Annotated in this window: 16 protein-coding genes; 12 read left to right on the top strand and 4 right to left on the bottom strand. The window is 72.1% G+C overall.

From position 1 onward, the window contains the following. Window positions 1-25: 25 nt before the first annotated feature. Both hflX and ACFFRH_RS20920 read right to left on the bottom strand, forming a co-directional pair. A complete protein-coding gene (hflX, locus tag ACFFRH_RS20925; protein ID WP_386158968.1) occupies window positions 26-1,396 on the bottom strand; it encodes a GTPase HflX in 1,371 nt (456 codons plus the stop codon). A gap of 348 nt (window positions 1,397-1,744) precedes the next feature. Continuing rightward, on the bottom strand, window positions 1,745-2,428 hold the full coding sequence (locus ACFFRH_RS20920) for a DUF4097 family beta strand repeat-containing protein (protein ID WP_386158814.1): 684 nt from the start codon (window positions 2,426-2,428) through the stop codon (window positions 1,745-1,747). Between the two features lie 243 nt (window positions 2,429-2,671). On the opposite strand from ACFFRH_RS20920, the gene aceB reads away from it, so the two are divergent. The 6 genes from aceB (at window position 2,672) to ACFFRH_RS20890 (ending at window position 9,913) form a co-directional block, all read left to right on the top strand. Further along, entirely contained in the window at window positions 2,672-4,258 is a 1,587-nt protein-coding gene (gene aceB, locus ACFFRH_RS20915) for a malate synthase A (protein ID WP_386158811.1), read from the top strand. A gap of 109 nt (window positions 4,259-4,367) precedes the next feature. Beyond that, window positions 4,368-5,003 (top strand): DUF1016 N-terminal domain-containing protein, encoded by a 636-nt coding sequence (locus ACFFRH_RS20910; protein ID WP_386158808.1) that lies wholly within the window; start codon window positions 4,368-4,370, stop codon window positions 5,001-5,003. A 109-nt stretch (window positions 5,004-5,112) separates the two neighbouring features. Then, window positions 5,113-6,570: an FAD-binding oxidoreductase gene (locus tag ACFFRH_RS20905; protein WP_386158805.1), complete on the top strand. Its 1,458-nt coding sequence runs from the start codon at window positions 5,113-5,115 to the stop codon at window positions 6,568-6,570. Window positions 6,571-6,593: 23 nt separating this feature from the next. Continuing rightward, window positions 6,594-7,850, top strand: coding sequence for an FAD-binding oxidoreductase (locus ACFFRH_RS20900; RefSeq protein WP_386158802.1), 1,257 nt, complete (start codon window positions 6,594-6,596; stop codon window positions 7,848-7,850). Between the two features lies 1 nt (window position 7,851). Beyond that, complete coding sequence (locus ACFFRH_RS20895) at window positions 7,852-9,099, top strand: (Fe-S)-binding protein (RefSeq protein ID WP_344748010.1); 1,248 nt, start codon at window positions 7,852-7,854, stop codon at window positions 9,097-9,099. 43 nt (window positions 9,100-9,142) lie between these two features. Next, entirely contained in the window at window positions 9,143-9,913 is a 771-nt protein-coding gene (locus ACFFRH_RS20890) for an IclR family transcriptional regulator (RefSeq protein ID WP_386158798.1), read from the top strand. 154 nt (window positions 9,914-10,067) lie between these two features. On the opposite strand, the gene ACFFRH_RS20885 is transcribed toward ACFFRH_RS20890, so the two are convergent. Further along, a complete protein-coding gene (locus ACFFRH_RS20885) occupies window positions 10,068-10,997 on the bottom strand; it encodes an SPFH domain-containing protein (protein WP_386158795.1) in 930 nt (309 codons plus the stop codon). A 202-nt stretch (window positions 10,998-11,199) separates the two neighbouring features. On the opposite strand from ACFFRH_RS20885, the gene ACFFRH_RS20880 reads away from it, so the two are divergent. Together ACFFRH_RS20880 and ACFFRH_RS20875 are read left to right on the top strand one after the other, a co-directional pair. Beyond that, window positions 11,200-11,799, top strand: coding sequence for an RNA polymerase sigma factor (locus ACFFRH_RS20880; RefSeq protein WP_344748007.1), 600 nt, complete (start codon window positions 11,200-11,202; stop codon window positions 11,797-11,799). Beyond that, window positions 11,796-12,881, top strand: coding sequence for a CU044_5270 family protein (locus ACFFRH_RS20875; protein WP_344748006.1), 1,086 nt, complete (start codon window positions 11,796-11,798; stop codon window positions 12,879-12,881). Before ACFFRH_RS20880 ends, ACFFRH_RS20875 begins: the two co-directional genes overlap by 4 nt. 184 nt (window positions 12,882-13,065) lie before the next feature. Here the strand turns inward: ACFFRH_RS20875 and ACFFRH_RS20870 are convergent, their stop codons facing one another. Continuing rightward, window positions 13,066-13,596, bottom strand: coding sequence for a hypothetical protein (locus tag ACFFRH_RS20870; protein WP_386158790.1), 531 nt, complete (start codon window positions 13,594-13,596; stop codon window positions 13,066-13,068). A 93-nt stretch (window positions 13,597-13,689) separates the two neighbouring features. Here ACFFRH_RS20870 and ACFFRH_RS20865 point away from each other — a divergent pair, with 93 nt between their 5' ends. The 4 genes from ACFFRH_RS20865 (at window position 13,690) to ACFFRH_RS20850 (ending at window position 18,165) form a co-directional block, all read left to right on the top strand. Continuing rightward, window positions 13,690-14,373 carry a response regulator transcription factor gene (locus ACFFRH_RS20865; protein WP_344748003.1) on the top strand — a complete coding sequence of 228 codons (684 nt, stop codon included), beginning with the start codon at window positions 13,690-13,692 and terminating at the stop codon, window positions 14,371-14,373. Continuing rightward, entirely contained in the window at window positions 14,370-15,629 is a 1,260-nt protein-coding gene (locus ACFFRH_RS20860) for a HAMP domain-containing sensor histidine kinase (protein WP_344748002.1), read from the top strand. Before ACFFRH_RS20865 ends, ACFFRH_RS20860 begins: the two co-directional genes overlap by 4 nt. Window positions 15,630-15,875: 246 nt before the next feature. Continuing rightward, entirely contained in the window at window positions 15,876-16,490 is a 615-nt protein-coding gene (locus tag ACFFRH_RS20855; RefSeq protein WP_344748001.1) for an acyl-CoA-like ligand-binding transcription factor, read from the top strand. 97 nt (window positions 16,491-16,587) lie between these two features. After that, window positions 16,588-18,165 (top strand): MDR family MFS transporter, encoded by a 1,578-nt coding sequence (locus ACFFRH_RS20850; RefSeq protein ID WP_386158784.1) that lies wholly within the window; start codon window positions 16,588-16,590, stop codon window positions 18,163-18,165. Window positions 18,166-18,187: the final 22 nt, after the last annotated feature.

Raw genomic sequence — 18,187 nt, 5'->3', positions numbered from 1 at the left:
GTACGGCGTGCCGGAAGGGCGCGGGTCAGACGGCGGTCTCGACCGGCTTCGCGGTCCGCTCCAGCTCCGCAAAGAGGCCGGGCAGGACCCTGGCGTGCAGGACCGTGCCGTCGCCGGTGTGCTCGACGCCGAGGACCTCGCCCTCCTTGTGCGCCCGGGAGATCAGGTCGCCGCGCTCGTACGGCACGAGAAGCCTGACCTCCTGGTCGAAGCGGGGCAGCTCGCGCTCGATCACGGCCCTCAGCTCGTCGAGCCCGGCGCCGGTGCGGGCCGAGACCACGACGGTGTGGTTCTCCTTCGCGGTCAGCTGGGCCAGCACCACCGGGTCGGCGGCGTCGGCCTTGTTGATGACCACGATCTCGGGGATGTCGCGGGCGCCCTCGATGTCGCCGATCACCTCGCGCACCGCCGCGAGCTGCGACTCGGGGTCGGGGTGCGAGCCGTCGACCACGTGCAGGATCAGGTCGGCGTCGGCGACCTCCTCCAGCGTGGAGCGGAACGCCTCGACGAGCTGGTGCGGCAGGTGCCGGACGAACCCGACGGTGTCGGCCAGCGTGAACAGGCGGCCGTCGGGCGTGTGCGCCCTGCGGACCGTCGGGTCGAGCGTGGCGAACAGGGAGTCCTCGACCAGCACTCCCGCGCCGGTCAGCCGGTTCAGCAGCGAGGACTTGCCCGCGTTGGTGTATCCGGCGATGGCCACGGCGGGGACCTCGCGCTGCGTGCGCCGCGAGCGCTTGGTCTCGCGGGCGGTGGTCATCCCGCCGATCTGGCGGCGCAGCTTGGCCATCCGCTCGCGGATCCGGCGGCGGTCCAGCTCGATCTTGGTCTCACCGGGACCACGGCCGCCCATGCCGACGCCGCCCGCGGCGCGACCGCCGACCTGGCGGGACAGGTTGCCACCCCAGCCTCGCAGGCGCGGCAGCAGGTAGTTGAGCTGCGCGAGCTCGACCTGCGCCTTGCCCTCGCGGCTCTTGGCGTGCTGGGCGAAGATGTCGAGGATCAGCATGGTCCGGTCGATGACCTTGACCTTGACGATCTCCTCGAGCTGGCGGAGCTGGCCGGGGCTCAGCTCTCCGTCGCACACCACGGTGTCGGCACCGGTGGCGGAGACGATGTCGGCGAGCTCCTGTGCCTTGCCCGAACCGATGTAGGTCGCGGTGTCGGGCTTCTGCCGGCGCTGGATCAGCCCCTCCAGCACTTCCGAACCCGCGGTCTCGGCGAGGAGCTTCAGCTCCAGGAGGGAGTTCTCGGCGTCGGTCGCCGTTCCGGAGGTCCAGACGCCGACCAGGACGACCCGCTCAAGCCGCAGCTGGCGGTATTCGACCTCGGTGACGTCTTCCAGCTCCGTGGAGAGGCCCGCCACCCGGCGGAGTGCCTGGCGCTCGGCCAGATCCATCTCGCCGTTGTCGAGCAGGTCGTCGAATCGGTCGATGTCCAGCGGCTCACGAGTGTCTATGTCGTCGCTCCATTCAGATGGTTGGTGCTCACATGTTCTTCTCATATGAGTGAACGCCCGAACACCCCGGGTCTCTTCCCCCCGATGGTGCCACGGGAACGCCTACGTCATCACCTGGTTATCACCACTTCGTCCCCACGGGACGCGGACACGCCCTGATCGGGGCGCCGGGCGGGACCTGGCGTCACCCGGGGCCGGGCGACATCGGCCCGCACGACCCATACGACCCATACGACCCGTGCGGTCCACGCGACCCACGCGACCCCGCGATCCGCGTGGGGCACGACGTCAGGGCAGCAGGACCCGGGCGTCACCCGAACCGGTCCTCAGCGTGACCTTGCGGGGCGAGGAGGGGTCCTTGGTCACCTCCACGGCCTCGTCGCCGGAGCCGGTCTCGGCGATGACGTCGTACCCTCCCTGCGGGACGTACGCGACGACGTCGCCGCTCCCGGTCTCGATCTCCACCCCCTCGGGCGCGGCGGAGAACCTCGCCTCGATGTCGCCCGAGCCGGTCTCGGCGGTGAACCGCTTGGCGGTGAGGCCGCCGGCCTCGATCTCGCCCGAGCCGCTCACGGCGTTCACCTCCCCGCTCAGCCCGCGCATCGTGATGGTGCCCGAGCCGGTGTCGACCTTGGTCTTGAGGCCCTTCGGGATCTCGACCTTGTAGTCGACCGAGCAGTTGCCCCGGCAGTCGTCGCGCAGGGTGAGCGTGCCGCCGTCCACCGGGTGTTTGGGGGTGGGCTTGTCGCCGCGCCAGTGGATGGTCTCGGTCACGTGGACGGCGGGCCGGTCAGACTCGGTGACCACGATGTCGCCGGAACCGGTGGCGACGTCCAGGGCCGTCAGCTTGGCGGTGACGTCGTAGGAGACGACCTCCTGCTGCCGCTCGCGGAAGTCGAGGCCGAGGTCGCAGCCCGAGAGCAGGAACACCGACCCCACGACCGCCCCGGCGACGAGCATGTTCTTCCTCATGCGCTCAATCCTCGTTTTCCCGGGAAGCCCTCGCTTCCCATGTGCGACCGGTCCGTTCTCCCCCTCTGCCGAGGGCGCTGACCTCACTCTGTCCGAGTCCGCCTCCCAGATCATCGGGGAACTCCCCGAGCGACCCCTGAGGAGGACCCTGCCTTTGACCCGTGACCGTCCCTCAAGTAGCGTCGATTCCACAATTCAGAATTACTTTTCCACCATGCGGAAAGCTTTACGGAAAGAGGACCCATGGACGGTGTGGAGATCGGCGGCCCCATCCAGGACCGCTTCGACGAGATCCTCACGCCGGAGGCCCTGGCCTTCGTGGCCACCCTCCAGCGTGAGTTCGACGGCCGGCGCCTGGAGCTGCTGGAGGCCCGCCAGGCCCGCCAGGCCGAGCTGTCGGCGGGCGGCACCCTCGACTTCCTGCCCGAGACCAGGCACGTGCGCGAGTCCGAGTGGCACGTCGCCCCGCCCGCGCCCGGACTGGTGGACCGCCGGGTGGAGATCACCGGTCCCGTCGACCGGAAGATGACGATCAACGCGCTGAACTCGGGCGCCAAGGTCTGGCTGGCGGACTTCGAGGACGCCAACGCCCCCACTTGGGAGAACACCATCAGCGGGCAGCTCAACCTGCGTGACGCGCTCGACCGCAACCTCGACTTCTCCGTCGGGGAGAAGAGCTACGCCCTCAAGCCGGACAGCGAGCTGGCCACCATCGTGGTCCGTCCCCGCGGCTGGCACCTGGACGAGAAGCACCTCACCCTCGACGGCAGGCCGTTCTCGGCCTCCCTCGTCGACTTCGGCCTCTACTTCTTCCACTCGGCGCGGCGGCAGATGGCCAAGGGCAAGGGCCCGTACTTCTACCTGCCGAAGATCGAGTCGCACCTGGAGGCCCGCCTCTGGAACGACGTCTTCGTCAGGGCCCAGGAGCTGCTCGAGATCCCTCGGGGGACGATCCGGGCGACGGTGCTCATCGAGACCTACCCGGCCGCGTTCGAGATGGAGGAGATCCTCTACGAGCTCCGCGACCACTCCGCGGGCCTCAACGCGGGCCGCTGGGACTACCTCTTCAGCGTGATCAAGAAGTTCCGCACCCGCGGCCGCGAGTTCCTGCTGCCCGAGCGCAACGCCGTGACGATGACCGCCCCGTTCATGCGCGCCTACACCGAGCTGCTGGTCAGCACCTGCCACCGGCGCGGGGCCCACGCGATCGGCGGGATGGCCGCGTTCATCCCCTCCCGCCGCGACCCCGAGGTCAACAAGGTCGCCCTGGAGAAGGTCACCGCCGACAAGACCCGCGAGTCCGGCGACGGTTTCGACGGCTCGTGGGTGGCCCACCCCGACCTCGTGCCGATCTGCCGCGACGTCTTCGACGCCGTCCTGGAGGACCGTCCCAACCAGCTTCACCGCCTGCGCGAGGACGTCTCCGTCTCCGCCGCCGACCTGCTCGCGGTCTCCAAGACCCCCGGCGACATCACCGAGGCGGGACTGCGCAACAACGTGGACGTGGCACTGCGCTACCTGGCCGCCTGGATGGGCGGGCTGGGCGCGGTGGCGATCCACAACCTGATGGAGGACGCGGCGACCGCCGAGATCTCCCGTTCCCAGATCTGGCAGTGGATCCACAACGGCATCGAGCTCGCCGACACCGGCGCCGTGGTGACCAGGGAGCTGGTCGAGAAGATCATCGACGAGGAGCTCGCCAAGATCAAGGCGGAGCCCGGCTACGACGAGGCCCTCTACGGTCAGGCCACCGCCCTGTTCAAGGAGGTCGCCCTGGACGACGACTTCGCGGAGTTCCTTACTCTCCCGGCGTATGCGCGTATGCCGTGACATGACCATTCCGACGGTGAGGAATCCTCATCCCCTGGCGGGGATTCCTCACTCCGGGGGGTCACCGAGGGCGGATGCGGGCGCCGGGCCGAATGGATACTTTGCGTGCATGAGCCATGACAGGAACGGCGAAGGAACCGATCAGAGCGAGTACGCAGCGCTGCTCGACGCCGTCAAGCGCGAGATCATCGGCAGCAGGGGGCGGGTGGCGCTGCTCACCACCGACACCGAGCTGATCCGGCAGTACTGGCGGATCGGCCGCCACATCCTCGACCGGCAGCCGGACGAGGAGTGGGGCAGGAAGGTGGTGCCCCGGCTCTCGGCCGACCTGCGCGGCGCGTTCCCCGAGGCGACGGGCTACTCGCGGACCAACCTCCTCTACATGCGGGCCTTCGCGGCGGCCTGGCCCGACTCCATCCCGCAGACGGTGCGGCCGATTCCCTGGGGTCACCACATCGTCCTGCTGGATATGCTGGACAACAGGGCGACCAGGGAGTTCTACGCGCGCAAGACCGCGGACGAGGGCTGGGCCAGAGGCGTCCTGATCACGATGATCAAGGGCCGGCTCCACCTGCGCATCCGCCACTCCCCGCCGGGCCCCGTCCGCACGCCGTCCTCCCCCGACTGCCGGGCCTCGCAGCGGGCGGCCGGCGAGCCCCGCTTCGCCGGTCTCGTGGACGACGGCCCCAGGCACGGCAGGAACGCCGGCGCCGCCGCGCTGAGCGAGAATTCGAGACGACGATGACCAGGATGACGGGGATGACGAAGACGACGTCCTCGGTCGGCCGATGGAGGCCGGCGGGCACCGGCGGCGCCGGACCGCCGGGCACACCGGGTACGCCGGAGGAGGAACGATGTCGACGAAGACTCTGGACGAGCCGGCCCGCAGGTTCGAGGAACTCCTCGGCCCCGGGTCGGTCATCACCGATCCCGTACGGCTGCGCACCTACGAGTGCGACGGGCTGACCCACCACCGGGCCACCCCCGGCGTCGTGGTGCTGCCCTCGAGCGCCGAGCAGGTCGCGGCCGTGGTGCGGGTCTGCAACGAGTACGGCCTGCCGTTCGTGGCCAGGGGCGCCGGGACGGGCCTGTCCGGCGGGGCCCTGCCGAGGACCGACGGGGTGCTGGTGGTGACCTCGAAGATGCGGCGGATCCTCTCCGTCGACGTGCCGAACCGGCGGGCGACCGTGGAGCCGGGGGTGACCAACCTGGCGATCACCGAGGCCGTCCGCGACCTGGGCTACTACTACGCCCCCGACCCCTCCAGCCAGCAGGTCTGCACGATCGGCGGCAACGTGGCGGAGAACTCCGGCGGCGCGCACTGCCTGAAGTACGGCTTCACCGTCAACCACGTGGTCGGCCTGGAGATCGTCACCCCCGACGGCGACATCGTCGAGCTCTCCGACACCGATCCCGGCTACGACCTGCTGGGCGCGTTCGTCGGCTCGGAGGGCACCCTCGGCATCGCGACCAAGGTCGTCGTACGGCTGAGCAGGCTGCCCGAGTCCGTCACGACGCTGCTCGCGGCGTTCGAGGACATCGAGCGGGGCGGGCAGGCGGTGTCGGCGATCATCGGCGGCGGCATCGTGCCCGCCGCGATCGAGATGATGGACGCCCTCGCCGTCGAGGCGGCCGAGGCGGCGGTGGCGTGCGCCTACCCCGAGGGCGCCGGGGCGGTGCTCATCGTGGAGCTGGACGGTCCCGCCGAGGAGGTGGCGCACCAGTTCGGCGAGGTGACGCGGCTCTGCCGGGAGAGCGGCGCGTTCGAGATACGGGTCGCCGACGACCCGGCGGAGCGGGCCGCGATCTGGCGGGGCCGCAAGTCGGCGTTCGCCGCGGTGGGCCGGATCAGCCCCGCCTACATCGTCCAGGACGGCGTCGTCCCCCGGACCGCGCTGCCCGGGGTGCTGGCGAGCATCGACGCCCTCTCCCGCGAGTACGGCATCAGGGTGGCGAACGTCTTCCACGCCGGTGACGGCAACCTGCATCCGCTGGTGCTGTTCGACGACGCGGAGCCGGGCGCGGGCGAGCGGGCGGAGATCGTCTCGGGGAGGATCCTCGACCTGTGCATCGAGCACGGCGGCTCCATCACCGGCGAGCACGGTGTCGGCGTGGACAAGTCCCGATATATGCCGAAAATGTTCTCGGACGACGATCTCAACACCATGCAGCTGGTGCGCTGCGCCTTCGACCCTCGCGGCCTGTCGAACCCGGGCAAGATCTTCCCGACCCCCCGGCTGTGCGGCGAGGTCCCCGGGGTCCGCAAGGGCGTGCACCCGCTGGTCGAGTCGGGACAGGCGGAGCAGTTCTGATGGGAGCACCGCTGGAGGCGGCTTTGACGGCACCTTTGAAGGCACTGCGCGAGACGGGTGTGACGATCAGGGAGGCGACCGCCGACGACGCGGTGGGCGGGGTCCCGCCGCGCTGGGTGGCCCTGCCGGAGAACACCGGGGAGGTCGCCGCGCTGATGCGCGTCTCGGCCGCGCACGACCTGGCCGTGGTCCCGGTGGGAGACGGCACCAAGCTCGACTGGGGCAGTCCCCCCGAACGGTGCGACCTGCTGATCGACACCTGCTGCCTCCTCCTCGGGGACGGTTCGGGGGTCGAGCACTCCTCCGGGGACCTCGTGGCACGGGTCTGCGCGGGGCTCCCCCTCGACGTCCTCAACGCCACGCTCGCGCGGTCGCGGCAGGAGCTCGCCCTGGACACCCCCCTGGGCGCCGGCACGGTCGGCGGCACGCTCGCCACCGCGGTCGCCGGACCCCGCAGGTTCCGCTACGGCACCGCCCGCGACCTGCTGATCGGCATCACGGTCGTGCTCGCCGACGGCACGGTCGCCACCTCGGGCGGCAACGTCGTCAAGAACGTCGCGGGCTACGACCTGGGCAAGCTCTTCACCGGCTCGTACGGCACGCTCGGCGTCATCACCGAGGCCACCTTCCGCCTCCACCCGATCCCCGCCGACCGCCGCTGGGTCACCGTGGACCTGCCAGGCCCCGAGGCGAAGGACGCGCCGGACGCGCCGGCCGTGCTGGTCGCCGAGCTCGCGGCCTCGCAGGCCGAGCCGAGCGCCGTCGAGCTGGACTGGCCCGACCTCACCGGCGGGCCCACCGTGTCCGCGCTCGTCGAGGGAGTGGCGGCCGGCGCGCGGGCCGAGGCCGTACGCAAGACGATGGACGAGTACGGGAGCGCGCGGATCACCGCCGAGGCGCCCGGCTGGTGGGCGGCGCCGCCCGGCGAGGAGGTGCTGCTGGAGCTGCGGGTCCCGCCCGCCGCCGCGTACCCGGCGCTGCGCGCGGTCGCCGCCCGCGGGCTGCCCGCGCGCGTGCGCGGGTCGGTCGCCTCCGCTGTCCTGCTGGTCGCGCTGCCGCAGGACGTCGGCGCGGCGGAGTTCGCCGGGTTCGTGACGGGCGTGCGCGACGAGCTGCGGCGGCTCGGCGGCGGGCTGACGGTGCTCACCGCGCCCCCCGCCCTCGCCGGCGGGGTCGACCGCTGGGGCCCCTCGGGGGCACTGCCGCTGATGCGGCGGGTCAAGGAACGGTTCGACCCCGGCCGGAGGATGTCCCCCGGCCGGTTCGCGGGAGGGATCTGACGTGGACCCTGAGCTGATCAACGACTGCGTGCACTGCGGGTTCTGCCTGCCCTCGTGCCCGACGTACGTCCTGTGGGGCGAGGAGATGGACTCCCCGCGCGGCCGGATCCACCTGATGAAACAGCACGTCGAGGGCACCCCGCTGACACCGGAGATGGCCGGGCACTTCGACGCGTGCCTGGGGTGCATGGCGTGCGTGACCGCCTGCCCGTCCGGGGTGAGGTACGACCGGCTGATCGAGCAGACCCGGGCCGAGGTGGAGCGGGTGCACGAGCGGGAGCCGGACGACAGGGCGCTGCGGGCGCTGGTCTTCCAGCTGTTCCCCTATCCCCGGCGGCTGCGGGCGATGCGGCTGCCGCTGCGGCTCAGCGCCGGGCTGCGCCGGGCGGTCGCGCCGAGGCTGGAGCGGATCAACCCGTCCCTGGCGGCGATGGCCGACCTCGCTCCCCCCGCCACCGCCAGGCTGCGGCTGCCGGGCAGGGTCGCGGCGCGGGGGCCGCGCAGGGCCACGGTCGGGATGCTCACCGGCTGCGTGCAGGGGGAGTTCTTCCCGCAGGTCAACGAGGCCACGGCCAGGGTGCTCGCGATGGAGGGCTGCGACGTGGTGATCCCGCCGTCGCAGGGGTGCTGTGGGGCGCTGTCGCTGCACTCCGGCCAGGAGAGGCAGGCCCTGCGGTTCGCGAAGCGGACGATCGCCACCTTCGAGCGGGCGGGCGTCGACACGATCGTGGTCAACGCCGCCGGCTGCGGGTCGACGATGAAGGACTACGCGGAGATCCTGGAGGGCGAGGGCGGCGACTGGGCCGACAGGGCGCGGGCGATCAGGACCGTCGACCTGGCGGAGTATCTCGTCGCGCTCGGCCCGGCGGCCGAGCGGCACCCGCTGCCGCTCACCGTGGCCTACCACGACGCCTGCCACCTGGCCCACGCCCAGGGGATACGGTCGGAGCCCCGCGAGCTCCTGGACGGCGTGCCCGGCCTGGAGGTGCGGGAGATCGCCGAGTCGGCGATCTGCTGCGGCTCGGCGGGGACCTACAACCTGTTCCAGCCGGAGACCGCGAAGGAACTCGGCGACCGCAAGGCGGAGCGGGTGCTCGCCACCGGCGCCGACCTGCTGGTCTCGGCCAACCCCGGCTGCACCATGCAGATCGCCGCGGCGATCCGCCGCCGGGGCGACGAGCCCGTCCCGGTGGCGCACACCGCCCAGGTCCTCGACGCCTCCCTGCGCGGCCTGGCGAGGGTGCCGTGAGCGGGGATCACGTGCCCGGCCGGTACGGGATCGAGGGGGGCGCATGAGCGCGGTGCAGTCGGTCGACCGGGCGCTGGACGTGCTGGAGGCGCTCGCCGAACAGGGCGGCGAGGCCGGGCTCTCGGAGATCGCGGCCAGGACCGGGCTGCCGTACGGGACGATCCACCGGCTGCTGCGCACGCTGCTCGCGCGGGGCTACGTACGCCAGGAGTCCGACCGCCGCTACGCCCTGGGCGGCGCGCTGGTGCGGCTCGGCGGGGTGGCCGAGCGCATGGTCGGCGTGTGGGCGCAGCCGTACCTGACGAGGCTGGTCGAGCTGTCGGGAGAGACGGCCAACCTGGCGGTGCTGGAGGGTGACTTCGTGGTCTACGTCGCCCAGGTGCCCTCGCCGAGGCGGCTGCGGATGTTCGCCGAGGTCGGCAGGCGGGTGCTGCCGCACAGCACGGCCGTGGGGAAGGTCCTGATGGCCGACCGGGCGGACACCGAGGTGGCCTCACTGGTCGAGCGGACCGGCATGCCGCGCAGGACCGCCAACACGATCACCGACCTGCCCGGGATGCTCGCCGAGCTGGAGCGGGTGCGAGAGCACGGGTACGCGATGGACCTGGGCGAGGAGGAGCTGGGCGTGCACTGCCTGGCGGTGGGTGTACGGGACGGGGCGCGGACGATCGCCGCGCTGTCGGTGTCGGGACCGGCCGAGCGCATCACCGCGCTCGACCGGCGGGACCTCGCCGAGGGCATGCGCAGGATCGCGCACGACTTCGGCGCCGAGCTGGGCCCGGTCATGCCCGCCAGGGCGGACCACACGTCGTGAGCCGGTCACCCGCCCCGGCAGACGCTTCGACGAGCGCTCCGACGGGCACGGCGTGAGGCGACCGCGGGATCACCCGGCGGCCGCCCGGCGGGGGTTCCGGGAACCGGCACGCCCTCCCGCGACGGCCGCCGGGCGGAGGTTCCGGGCGCGGAGGTCAGCGGCCCGGAGGGGTGATGTTGAGGTTGCTGCCCTGCGGCACCGGGACCACGCTGACCTGCCCCTTCTGGATGGCCTGCCAGAGCACGGCGCCCTGCGGGCCGAGGACCCTGACCAGGTCCTTGATCGATTCGATCTCGGTGCGGACCTTGGCGTTGCGCTGGGTCTGCGCGACGTTCTCCGCCTTGGCCGCCTGCTCCGAGGCGAGCGCGGCGACCAGGGCCTCCGGTGGCTCGGGCTTCTGGATGGTGAGGGAGATGTCACCGCACTGCCCGCTGCCCCCGTAGTTCTGGTTGCAGAAGTAGTCGCCCCCGGCCGTCGCCTTGATGAACTCCCTGGCGAGCTGGCCGACCCGGGCCTCCCACGCCTGCTTCACCTTCGGGTCGTTGAACAGCCCCCGCCACTCGAACTCCTGCGAGGCGGCGTCCAGCGCGCGGTCCAGCGGCACCCGCATGTAGATGTTGAGCATCCGCCGCCAGCCGTCGGACGACTCGCCCTCCTCGTAGTAGGCGCGGAACTTCAGCCCGATCTTCTCGTGGAACTGCTGGAGCGTCTTGCAGTCGGTGTTCAGCGTGAACGTCGCCACCCCGGACACGGTCATCTCCACGTTGTCCTTCGAGACGACCGACAGCGGCTTGGACTCGGCGTCGTCCGCCCCGGAGAAGTCGAAGGTCCGCTGGCCGAACGGGTAGGAGTACCCGTTGTCGCCGGGGCCGAGGAGCGTGGCGCCGCTGGAGGGGTTGATGCACTTCTCGAACTTGATGGCCTCCAGGACACCGCCCGCGTAGTGCAGGACCACCTCGTCGGGCTGGGTGCTCACCCGCGAGCACGCGCTGAGGGCGAACCCGGAGACCACCAGCAGGGCGACCGCGAGGAGGAACCCCTTCAGCAGTAACCGCCTGCCGCCCCCGGCCTTCTGAGCGCTCATCATCTCTCCCTTTCGCACCCGTTTCGTGAAGGCGGAGCCTAGTGGCGGTCGATCACGGGTGGTGAAGCCTCCGGCGACTCGACGCCCAAGGGAGACATATCCATCCATGGAACTCGATACAGGTGAGCGGCGGAGTAGGGGGTGAGAGCGCGAACGCGCTCCGGTAAGGATGCACCGTGACAACGACTGGACGAAGCGGGTGGTGACACTGGGTCTCCCCCAACGGACCGGGGCCCTCCCGCCACCCTCGCCCACCGGTGACGCGACCGACGCGACGCTGATCGGCGAGTCCCTGACGGCCCCCGACAGGTTCGCCGGGCTCTTCGACCGCCACGCCGACGAGATCCACCGGTACGTGGCGCGGCGGCTGGACGACGTGACCACGGCCGACGACGTGACCGCCGAGACGTTCCTTGTGGCCTTCCGCAAGCGGGCCCGGTACGACCTCGGCCGCGCCGACGCCAGACCCTGGCTGTACGGGATCGCCTCCAACCTGATCTCGGGTCACCGCAGGTCGGAGACCCGCAGGTTGAAGGCGCTCGCCCGGCAGGCTCCCGAGCGCGCGGCCGAGTTCGAGGACCGCAGCGCCGAGCGCGTCACCGCCGACCGGCTCAGGCCCGCCCTCGCCGCCGCGCTGGCCGGGCTCGGCTCCGCGGAGCGGGACCTGCTCCTGCTGGTCGCCTGGGCCGACCTGTCCTACGAGGAGGCCGCGCAGGCGCTCGGCATCCCGATCGGGACCGTCAGGTCCCGCCTTTCCCGTACCCGGACCAAGATCCGCCGCTCCCTGGAGTCGCACAGATGAACGATGACGAGATCCGGCTGGTGGCCGCGATCCGGCCCGAGGCTCCCGCGTACGACGAGCAGGCGAGGCAGGCGGCCCGGCGGGGGCTGGCCGCGGCGGCCGCGCCGAGGGCCCGGGGGTGGACCCCGCGGTGGCGCGGGCCGTACGCGATGGCACTGGCCGGGGCGCTCGCGGTGGCGGTGGGGGCGACCGCGATCACCCTGGCGGGTGCCCGGGACGGCTCGCGGGGAGCGGTACAGGAGGTCGTGGTGACGATGCCCGAGATCGCCGCCGTCTCGGCGAGCGAGGTGCTCGACAAGGCGGCGCGGGCGGCCGCGAGGACGGACCTGGCGCCGCGCGACGACCAGTTCGTCAAGGTCGAGTCGGAGACGATGTACGGCTCCTTCGGCGGCACGGGGACGAACGCGGAGACGGGTGAGACCGAAGGGGAGACCCGCTACCTCTACCGGACCAAGCGGGTCATCTGGCTGTCCGCCGACGGGACGAGGAACGGCTCGCTGCGGATCGAGTACCTGGAGCCCAGGGCCTACCCCGGCTGGCCGATCCCCGAGAGGGCCTACGAGCAGACCGGCGTCGAGACGCTCCCGCTGGTGAGCTGCGGGAAGACCCCCGAGTACGCGCGCACCGACCATGCGGCGCTCAGCAGGCTCCCCACCGACGCCGACGGGATGCGCGCCCACCTCTACACCGGCGACCGGGGCGGCAACTCCAGGGACGAGGCGGCCTTCACCGCGGCGGGCGACATGCTCAGGGAGACCTACATGCCCCCGGCGCAGCGGGCGGCGCTGTTCAAGGCGGTGGGCACCATCCCCGGGGTCGACGTCACCAAGCGGGCCGAGGACGCGGCGGGACGCGTGGGGATCGGCGTCGGCAGGGTCGGCGTCGACGGCGTCAGGCAGGATCTGATCTTCGACGCGAAGACGTACGAACTGCTCGGCGAGCGCGGGATCGTGGTCGACGAGAAGGCCGCCAAGTCCCCCAAGGGCAGTCTGGTCGCCTCGACCGCCCAGCTCTCGGTCACCGTGGCCGACGAGGCCCCCGGCGCGAACCCGGAGAACGACAAGGCGGACGGCTGCGGCTGACCGCCGCGCCACACCGCGGCCGCCGCGCCGCCGGGGCCCGGTCTTGCGGGGCCCGGCCGCGGGGACATGCCTTGGATGCCGTACGGGATCGGGCGCGGCCCCCGGGCTCCCGGCCCCGGCCGCGCCCGATCAGGCCCGGATCAAGTCCGGATCAGGCCCGGATCAGGTCCGGATCAGGCCCGGATCAGGTCTGAACACGGTGGACGGGTGAGCCGTCGGCCGCGCAGTGGACCTCGACCTTCACCTCGTCCTCCTCGGTCTCGAACTCGACGCGGGCCCGTTGCGCGGGTCCGCGCTCGACGTCGTCGGCCTGGAATCCCTGGGCGGGGCTCCACGACCGGAGGGTGACCAGGCCGTTCTCGCACCGGGCGATGACCTTGCCGCCCACCGTGGTGATCAACCGGCTCTTGCCGGGCTCCGCGGCGGGCGTGGTGGTGACGGTGACGGTCGGCGCGGGGGTGGGCCCGGCGGGCTCCGGGGTGCCCTCGGCGGGAGGAGCGGACGGGGGAACCGAGGGCGGGACGGACGGGGGAAGGGCGTTGGGCAGGGACGAGGTGAGGGCGAGCGCCTCGTCGACCTCGGCGGCCGAGAGCGGCCGCAGCCCGGTGTCCGTCAGCGGCTCGCTGAGCCGGTCGATCACCGCCACCCCCGCTCCGATCGCGAGGAGCCCGGTGATCAGCCACCCGGCCACGACCAGGGAAAGACGCTTGCTCATGCCCTCACTGTGCCACCGAAAGCGATAAGACAACGCTAAGGAGCCGCTAACCCGCTTTTGACGCGGTACGGGAGGGGGCTAACGTGGCGGCAAATGTCGAATGTGCTGCTCATCGAGGACGACGCCGCGATCCGCACCTCCCTCACCCGGGGCCTGCGCGACCGCGGCCATGCCGTGTCGTCCGCCCCCGCCGCTCTCGAGGGCCTGCGGCTGGCCGTCGAGGAACGCCCCGACCTGGTCGTCCTCGACCTCGGTCTGCCCGACATGGACGGCCTGGACCTGCTGCGGATGCTCCGCGCGGTGAGCCGGATCCCGGTGATCGTGGCGACCGCGCGAGACGGCGACGCCGAGATGGTCAGGCTGCTGGACGCGGGCGCCGACGACTACGTGGTCAAGCCGTTCAGCGCGGCCCAGCTCGACGCGCGGATCCGGGCGGTGCTCCGGCGGATGGCCGGTGAGAGCCGCGCCGACAGCGCGGTCACCGTCGGTGGCCTGCGGATCGACCCGCGCACCCGGGAGGCGACCCTGGACGGGACGCCGCTGGATCTGAGTCCCCGGGAGTTCGACCTGCTCCACTACCTGGCGGCCAGGCCCGGCGAGGTGGTCACCAAGCGGGAGTTGCTCACCCACGTCTGGCAGATCCCCTACGGCGGAGCCGACAAGACGGTGGACGTCCACCTCTCCTGGCTCCGCCGCAAGCTGGGCGAGACGTCCCAGGAACCCCGCTACCTGCAGACCGTCCGGGGTGTCGGCGTGCGACTGGCCGCCCCGGCATGAGGCGCTGGCTCACCCTGCTGGTCGCGGCGACCACCTCCCTCGTGCTGATCGCGCTGCTGGTCCCGCTCGCCCTGCTGGTCCGCACGGTGGCGGTGAGCGGGGCGGTCAGCGAGGCCGAGAGCGAGGCCGAGTCGGTGGCGGTCGTGGTCGGCGCGGTGGACACCGAGACCCTGCGGCTCACCGCCGAGCAGGCCGAGCACCCGGTCACGGTCTTCCTCCCCGGCGGCGAGGTGGTCGGCGACCCCGCCCCGCGCTCCACCGCCGTGGAGCTCGCCTCCCGGGGCCGCAGCGTCACGGCCGCCGCCCCCGGCGGGCGGGAGATCCTCGTCGCGGTCCAGGGTGCGCCCGGGGGTACGGCGGTGGTCCGGGTGTTCCTGGACGACGGCCGCCTGACCAGGGGCGTTCCCCAGGTCTGGGCCGGGCTGGCGGCGCTCGGCCTCGCCCTGGTCGGGCTCGGCGTGCTGGTCGGCGACCGGCTGGCCCGCGCGGTGATCAGGCCGATCACCGCGCTGGCGGGGGTGTCGCACCGGCTCGCGGCGGGCGACCTGTCCGCCAGGACGGTGCCCGACGGCCCTCCCGAGGTGCACGCGGTCGGTGTCGCCCTCAACCACCTGGCCGAGCGCATCACCGGCCTGCTCGCGGAGGAGCGCGAGAGCGCCGCCGACCTGTCCCACCGGCTGCGCACCCCGCTGACCGGGCTGAGGCTGGAGGCCGAGTCGCTGGCCGACCCCGAGGAGTCGGCCAGGATCGAAGCCAGGGTGGACGCCCTGGAGCGCGCCGTCACCTCGGTGATCACCGAGGCCAGGCGGCGGGGGCGCGAGCGGGCCGAGTGCGACGCGGCGGCGGTGACCGGGGCGCGGGTCGCGTTCTGGTCGGTGCTCGCCGAGGACCAGTCCCGGCACTTCACCCTCGACCTGGCCCCCGGCCCGCTGCCGGTCGGGGTCGCCGCGGACGATCTCGCCGCCTGCGTGGACGCCCTGCTCGGCAACGTGTTCGCGCACACGCCGGAGGGGGTCTCGTTCTCCGTACGGCTGGAGGCGACCGGCGGCGGCGCGCTGCTGACCGTCGCCGACGCCGGTCCCGGCTTCGCCACGCCCGACCCGTCGCAGCGCGGCGAGAGCGGTGCCGGGTCGACCGGCCTGGGCCTCGACATCGCCCGCCGTACGGCGGAGTCGGCGGGCGGCTCGCTGTCGCTGCGGACCTCCCCCGAGGGCGGGGCGAGCGTGGTCCTGTTCCTGCCCGTCGTCACGTCCTGACACCGGCCCGCGCGGGCCGGTGACCTCCGCCGACACCGAGACGCCGTGTGGTGCCCCGGTTCGCCGCCGTCCGGTCCCGCGGTCACGGTCCGCCGGTCACGGTCCGCGCGGGCCGGGGAGCGACCACGTGCCCGGCTCGGTGCCGGCCGGACTTTCCACCTCGCTCACCCGTCCCAGCTGTGATCTGTCGCACTTCAGATGATGAAATGTTGCATAATCTGAAATTTCTTCCCTACTGTTGACAGTGTGACCAGCGTAGAGAGCGCGTACGAGCTCGGCCGAAGAGATCGTAAGAAGCTCGAGACCCGTGCGGCACTGGAGCACGCCGCCCTCACGCTGGTGGCCGAGCGTGGGCTGGCGGGCGTCACGGTGGAGGACATCGCCACGGCGGTGGACCTCTCCTCACGCACGTTCTTCAACTACTTCCCGTCCAAGGAGGACGCGCTCGTCGGAGCGAGCCCGGCGTCCGCCGCCGAGCTGCGCGAGCGACTGGAGGCCGTGCCCGCGGAGGTGCCGGTCCTGGAGGCGCTGCGCCTGATGTCGCGGGCCGAGGCCGAGCACGTCCAGCGACGGCGCGAGCAGTGGCTGTTGCGGCTGAAGGTGTTCGAGCAGAACCCGTCGCTCCTGCCGAGGCTGGTCGCCAGCGGCACCGAGACCGAGCTCGCCGTGTCGGCCGCCGTCGCGCGCAGATCCGGCGTCGAACTCGGTACGACCGGCTACCCCGAGCTGGCCACCGCGGTGGCCATGGCGGCCTTCCGGGCGGCGATGATGCGCTGGAGCGCAGCGGACGGCCGCCCGGCGCTGGCCGACCTGGTCGACGAGGCCTTCTCCCAGGTCGCCGCCGGCCTGCCCGATCCGTGACCCCCGGCCTTCGATCGTCCCCGTGAGCCCTTCCGTTCCGCCGGCGTCCGCGCGAGTCCCGCGGAGTGCCGGTCCCCGCCCGAGAAACCGAGGAAAGATGACATCCACCAGCGCGCAGCCCGAGGCCGTGGCCGCGGCGCCCACCTCCAGGAGAAAGGTCCTGCAGGCGCTGTCGGGGCTGATGGTGGGCATGTTCGTATCCATCCTGGCCTCGACCGTCGTGGCCAACGCCCTGCCCCGCATCATCACCGACCTGCAGGGCTCGCAGACCGTCTACACCTGGATCGTCACCTCGGAGCTGCTGGCCATGACGGCCACGGTGCCGCTCTGGGGCAAGATGGCCGACCTCTACAACAAGAAGCTGCTGATCCAGCTCTCGCTGGGGCTGTTCGTGGCGGGCTCGCTGATCGCGGGCCTCACGCCGAACGTGGAGATCCTCATCGTCAGCCGCGTCGTGCAGGGCGTCGGCGCCGGCGGCATGACCGCGCTCGCGATGATCGTGATGGCGGCCATGATCCCGCCGCGTGAGCTCGGCCGCTACGCGGGCATCTTCGGCGCCGTGTTCGGCGTCGGCACCGTGGCGGGCCCGCTCATCGGCGGCGTGCTCGTGGACACCTCCTGGCTCGGCTGGCGCTGGTGCTTCCTCATCGGCGTGCCGTTCACGATCCTCGCCATCGTCCTGCTGCAGCGCACGCTCGACCTGCCGGTGGTGCGCAGGGACGTGAAGATCGACTATCTGGGCGCCCTGCTGATCACGACGGGCGTGTCCACGCTGCTGATCTGGTCGTCGCTGGCGGGCAACCAGTTCGAGTGGGGCTCCTGGTGGACCGCCGCCCTCGTGGGCGGCGGCGTGCTCATCCTCGCGCTGGCCGTCTGGGTGGAGTCGCGGGCGGCTGAGCCGATCATCCCCCTGACCATCTTCAAGAACCGCACCGTCGCCCTCGCCACCGTGGCGAGCGTCCTGGTCGGCGTGGCCATGTTCGGCGGCACGGTCTTCCTGTCGCAGTACTTCCAGGTGGCGCTCGGCAAGTCGCCGACGGTCGCCGGCCTGATGAGCCTGCCGATGGTGTTCGGGCTGCTGATCTCCTCCACCGTGGCCGGCCAGCTCATCACCAAGTGGGGTCGCTGGAAGGGCTTCCTGGTGGCCGGCGGTGTCGTCATGCTCGCCGGGATGGGCCTGCTCAGCACCATCGACGGCCGGACCGGCACGGTGCTGCTCGGGCTCTACATGGCGGTGCTCGGCATCGGCGTCGGCATGCTCATGCAGAACCTGGTCCTCGCCGCCCAGAACGACGTCCCCGCCCACGACCTGGGGGTCACCACCTCGGTGCTGACCTTCTTCCGCAGCATGGGCGGCGCCGTCGGCGTGAGCGCCCTGGGCGCGGTGCTGGCCAACCGGATCACCACGCTCATGACGGAGAAGCTCGGCCCGTTGGCCGCCGGCGGCTCGGGCGGCGGGAGCGACGCCGTACCCGACATCTCCAAACTGCCCGCTCCCGTCGTCCGCGTCGTCCAGGACGTGTACGCGACGGCCACCGCCGACCTGTTCCTCATCGGCGTGCCGCTCACCGCGCTCGCGCTGGTGGCGGTCCTGTTCATCAAGGAGAAGCCGCTCAACACCCTGTCGGGCGAGGAGCGGCTGGTCAGGGAGCGCGCCACGGCCGCCGGCCACTGAGCGGCTCCCTGCCGGGTCGCGA

It is taken from the genome of Streptosporangium vulgare (assembly GCF_042428775.1).
Taxonomy (GTDB): domain Bacteria; phylum Actinomycetota; class Actinomycetes; order Streptosporangiales; family Streptosporangiaceae; genus Streptosporangium; species Streptosporangium vulgare.
Note: the sequence above shows the minus strand (reverse complement) of the source record. Positions and strands in the feature narration are given on the sequence as shown.

Coding starts and splice junctions, on each gene's coding strand:
- ACFFRH_RS20885 (WP_386158795.1), bottom strand. CDS start 10,997: ATGAGCGCTCAGAAGGCCGGGGGCGGCAGGCGGTTACTGCTGAAGGGG.
- ACFFRH_RS20865 (WP_344748003.1), top strand. CDS start 13,690: ATGTCGAATGTGCTGCTCATCGAGGACGACGCCGCGATCCGCACCTCC.
- ACFFRH_RS20850 (WP_386158784.1), top strand. CDS start 16,588: ATGACATCCACCAGCGCGCAGCCCGAGGCCGTGGCCGCGGCGCCCACC.
- hflX (WP_386158968.1), bottom strand. CDS start 1,396: ATGGATCTGGCCGAGCGCCAGGCACTCCGCCGGGTGGCGGGCCTCTCC.
- ACFFRH_RS20875 (WP_344748006.1), top strand. CDS start 11,796: ATGAACGATGACGAGATCCGGCTGGTGGCCGCGATCCGGCCCGAGGCT.
- aceB (WP_386158811.1), top strand. CDS start 2,672: ATGGACGGTGTGGAGATCGGCGGCCCCATCCAGGACCGCTTCGACGAG.
- ACFFRH_RS20860 (WP_344748002.1), top strand. CDS start 14,370: ATGAGGCGCTGGCTCACCCTGCTGGTCGCGGCGACCACCTCCCTCGTG.
- ACFFRH_RS20920 (WP_386158814.1), bottom strand. CDS start 2,428: ATGAGGAAGAACATGCTCGTCGCCGGGGCGGTCGTGGGGTCGGTGTTC.
- ACFFRH_RS20890 (WP_386158798.1), top strand. CDS start 9,143: ATGAGCGCGGTGCAGTCGGTCGACCGGGCGCTGGACGTGCTGGAGGCG.
- ACFFRH_RS20905 (WP_386158805.1), top strand. CDS start 5,113: ATGTCGACGAAGACTCTGGACGAGCCGGCCCGCAGGTTCGAGGAACTC.
- ACFFRH_RS20910 (WP_386158808.1), top strand. CDS start 4,368: ATGAGCCATGACAGGAACGGCGAAGGAACCGATCAGAGCGAGTACGCA.
- ACFFRH_RS20870 (WP_386158790.1), bottom strand. CDS start 13,596: ATGAGCAAGCGTCTTTCCCTGGTCGTGGCCGGGTGGCTGATCACCGGG.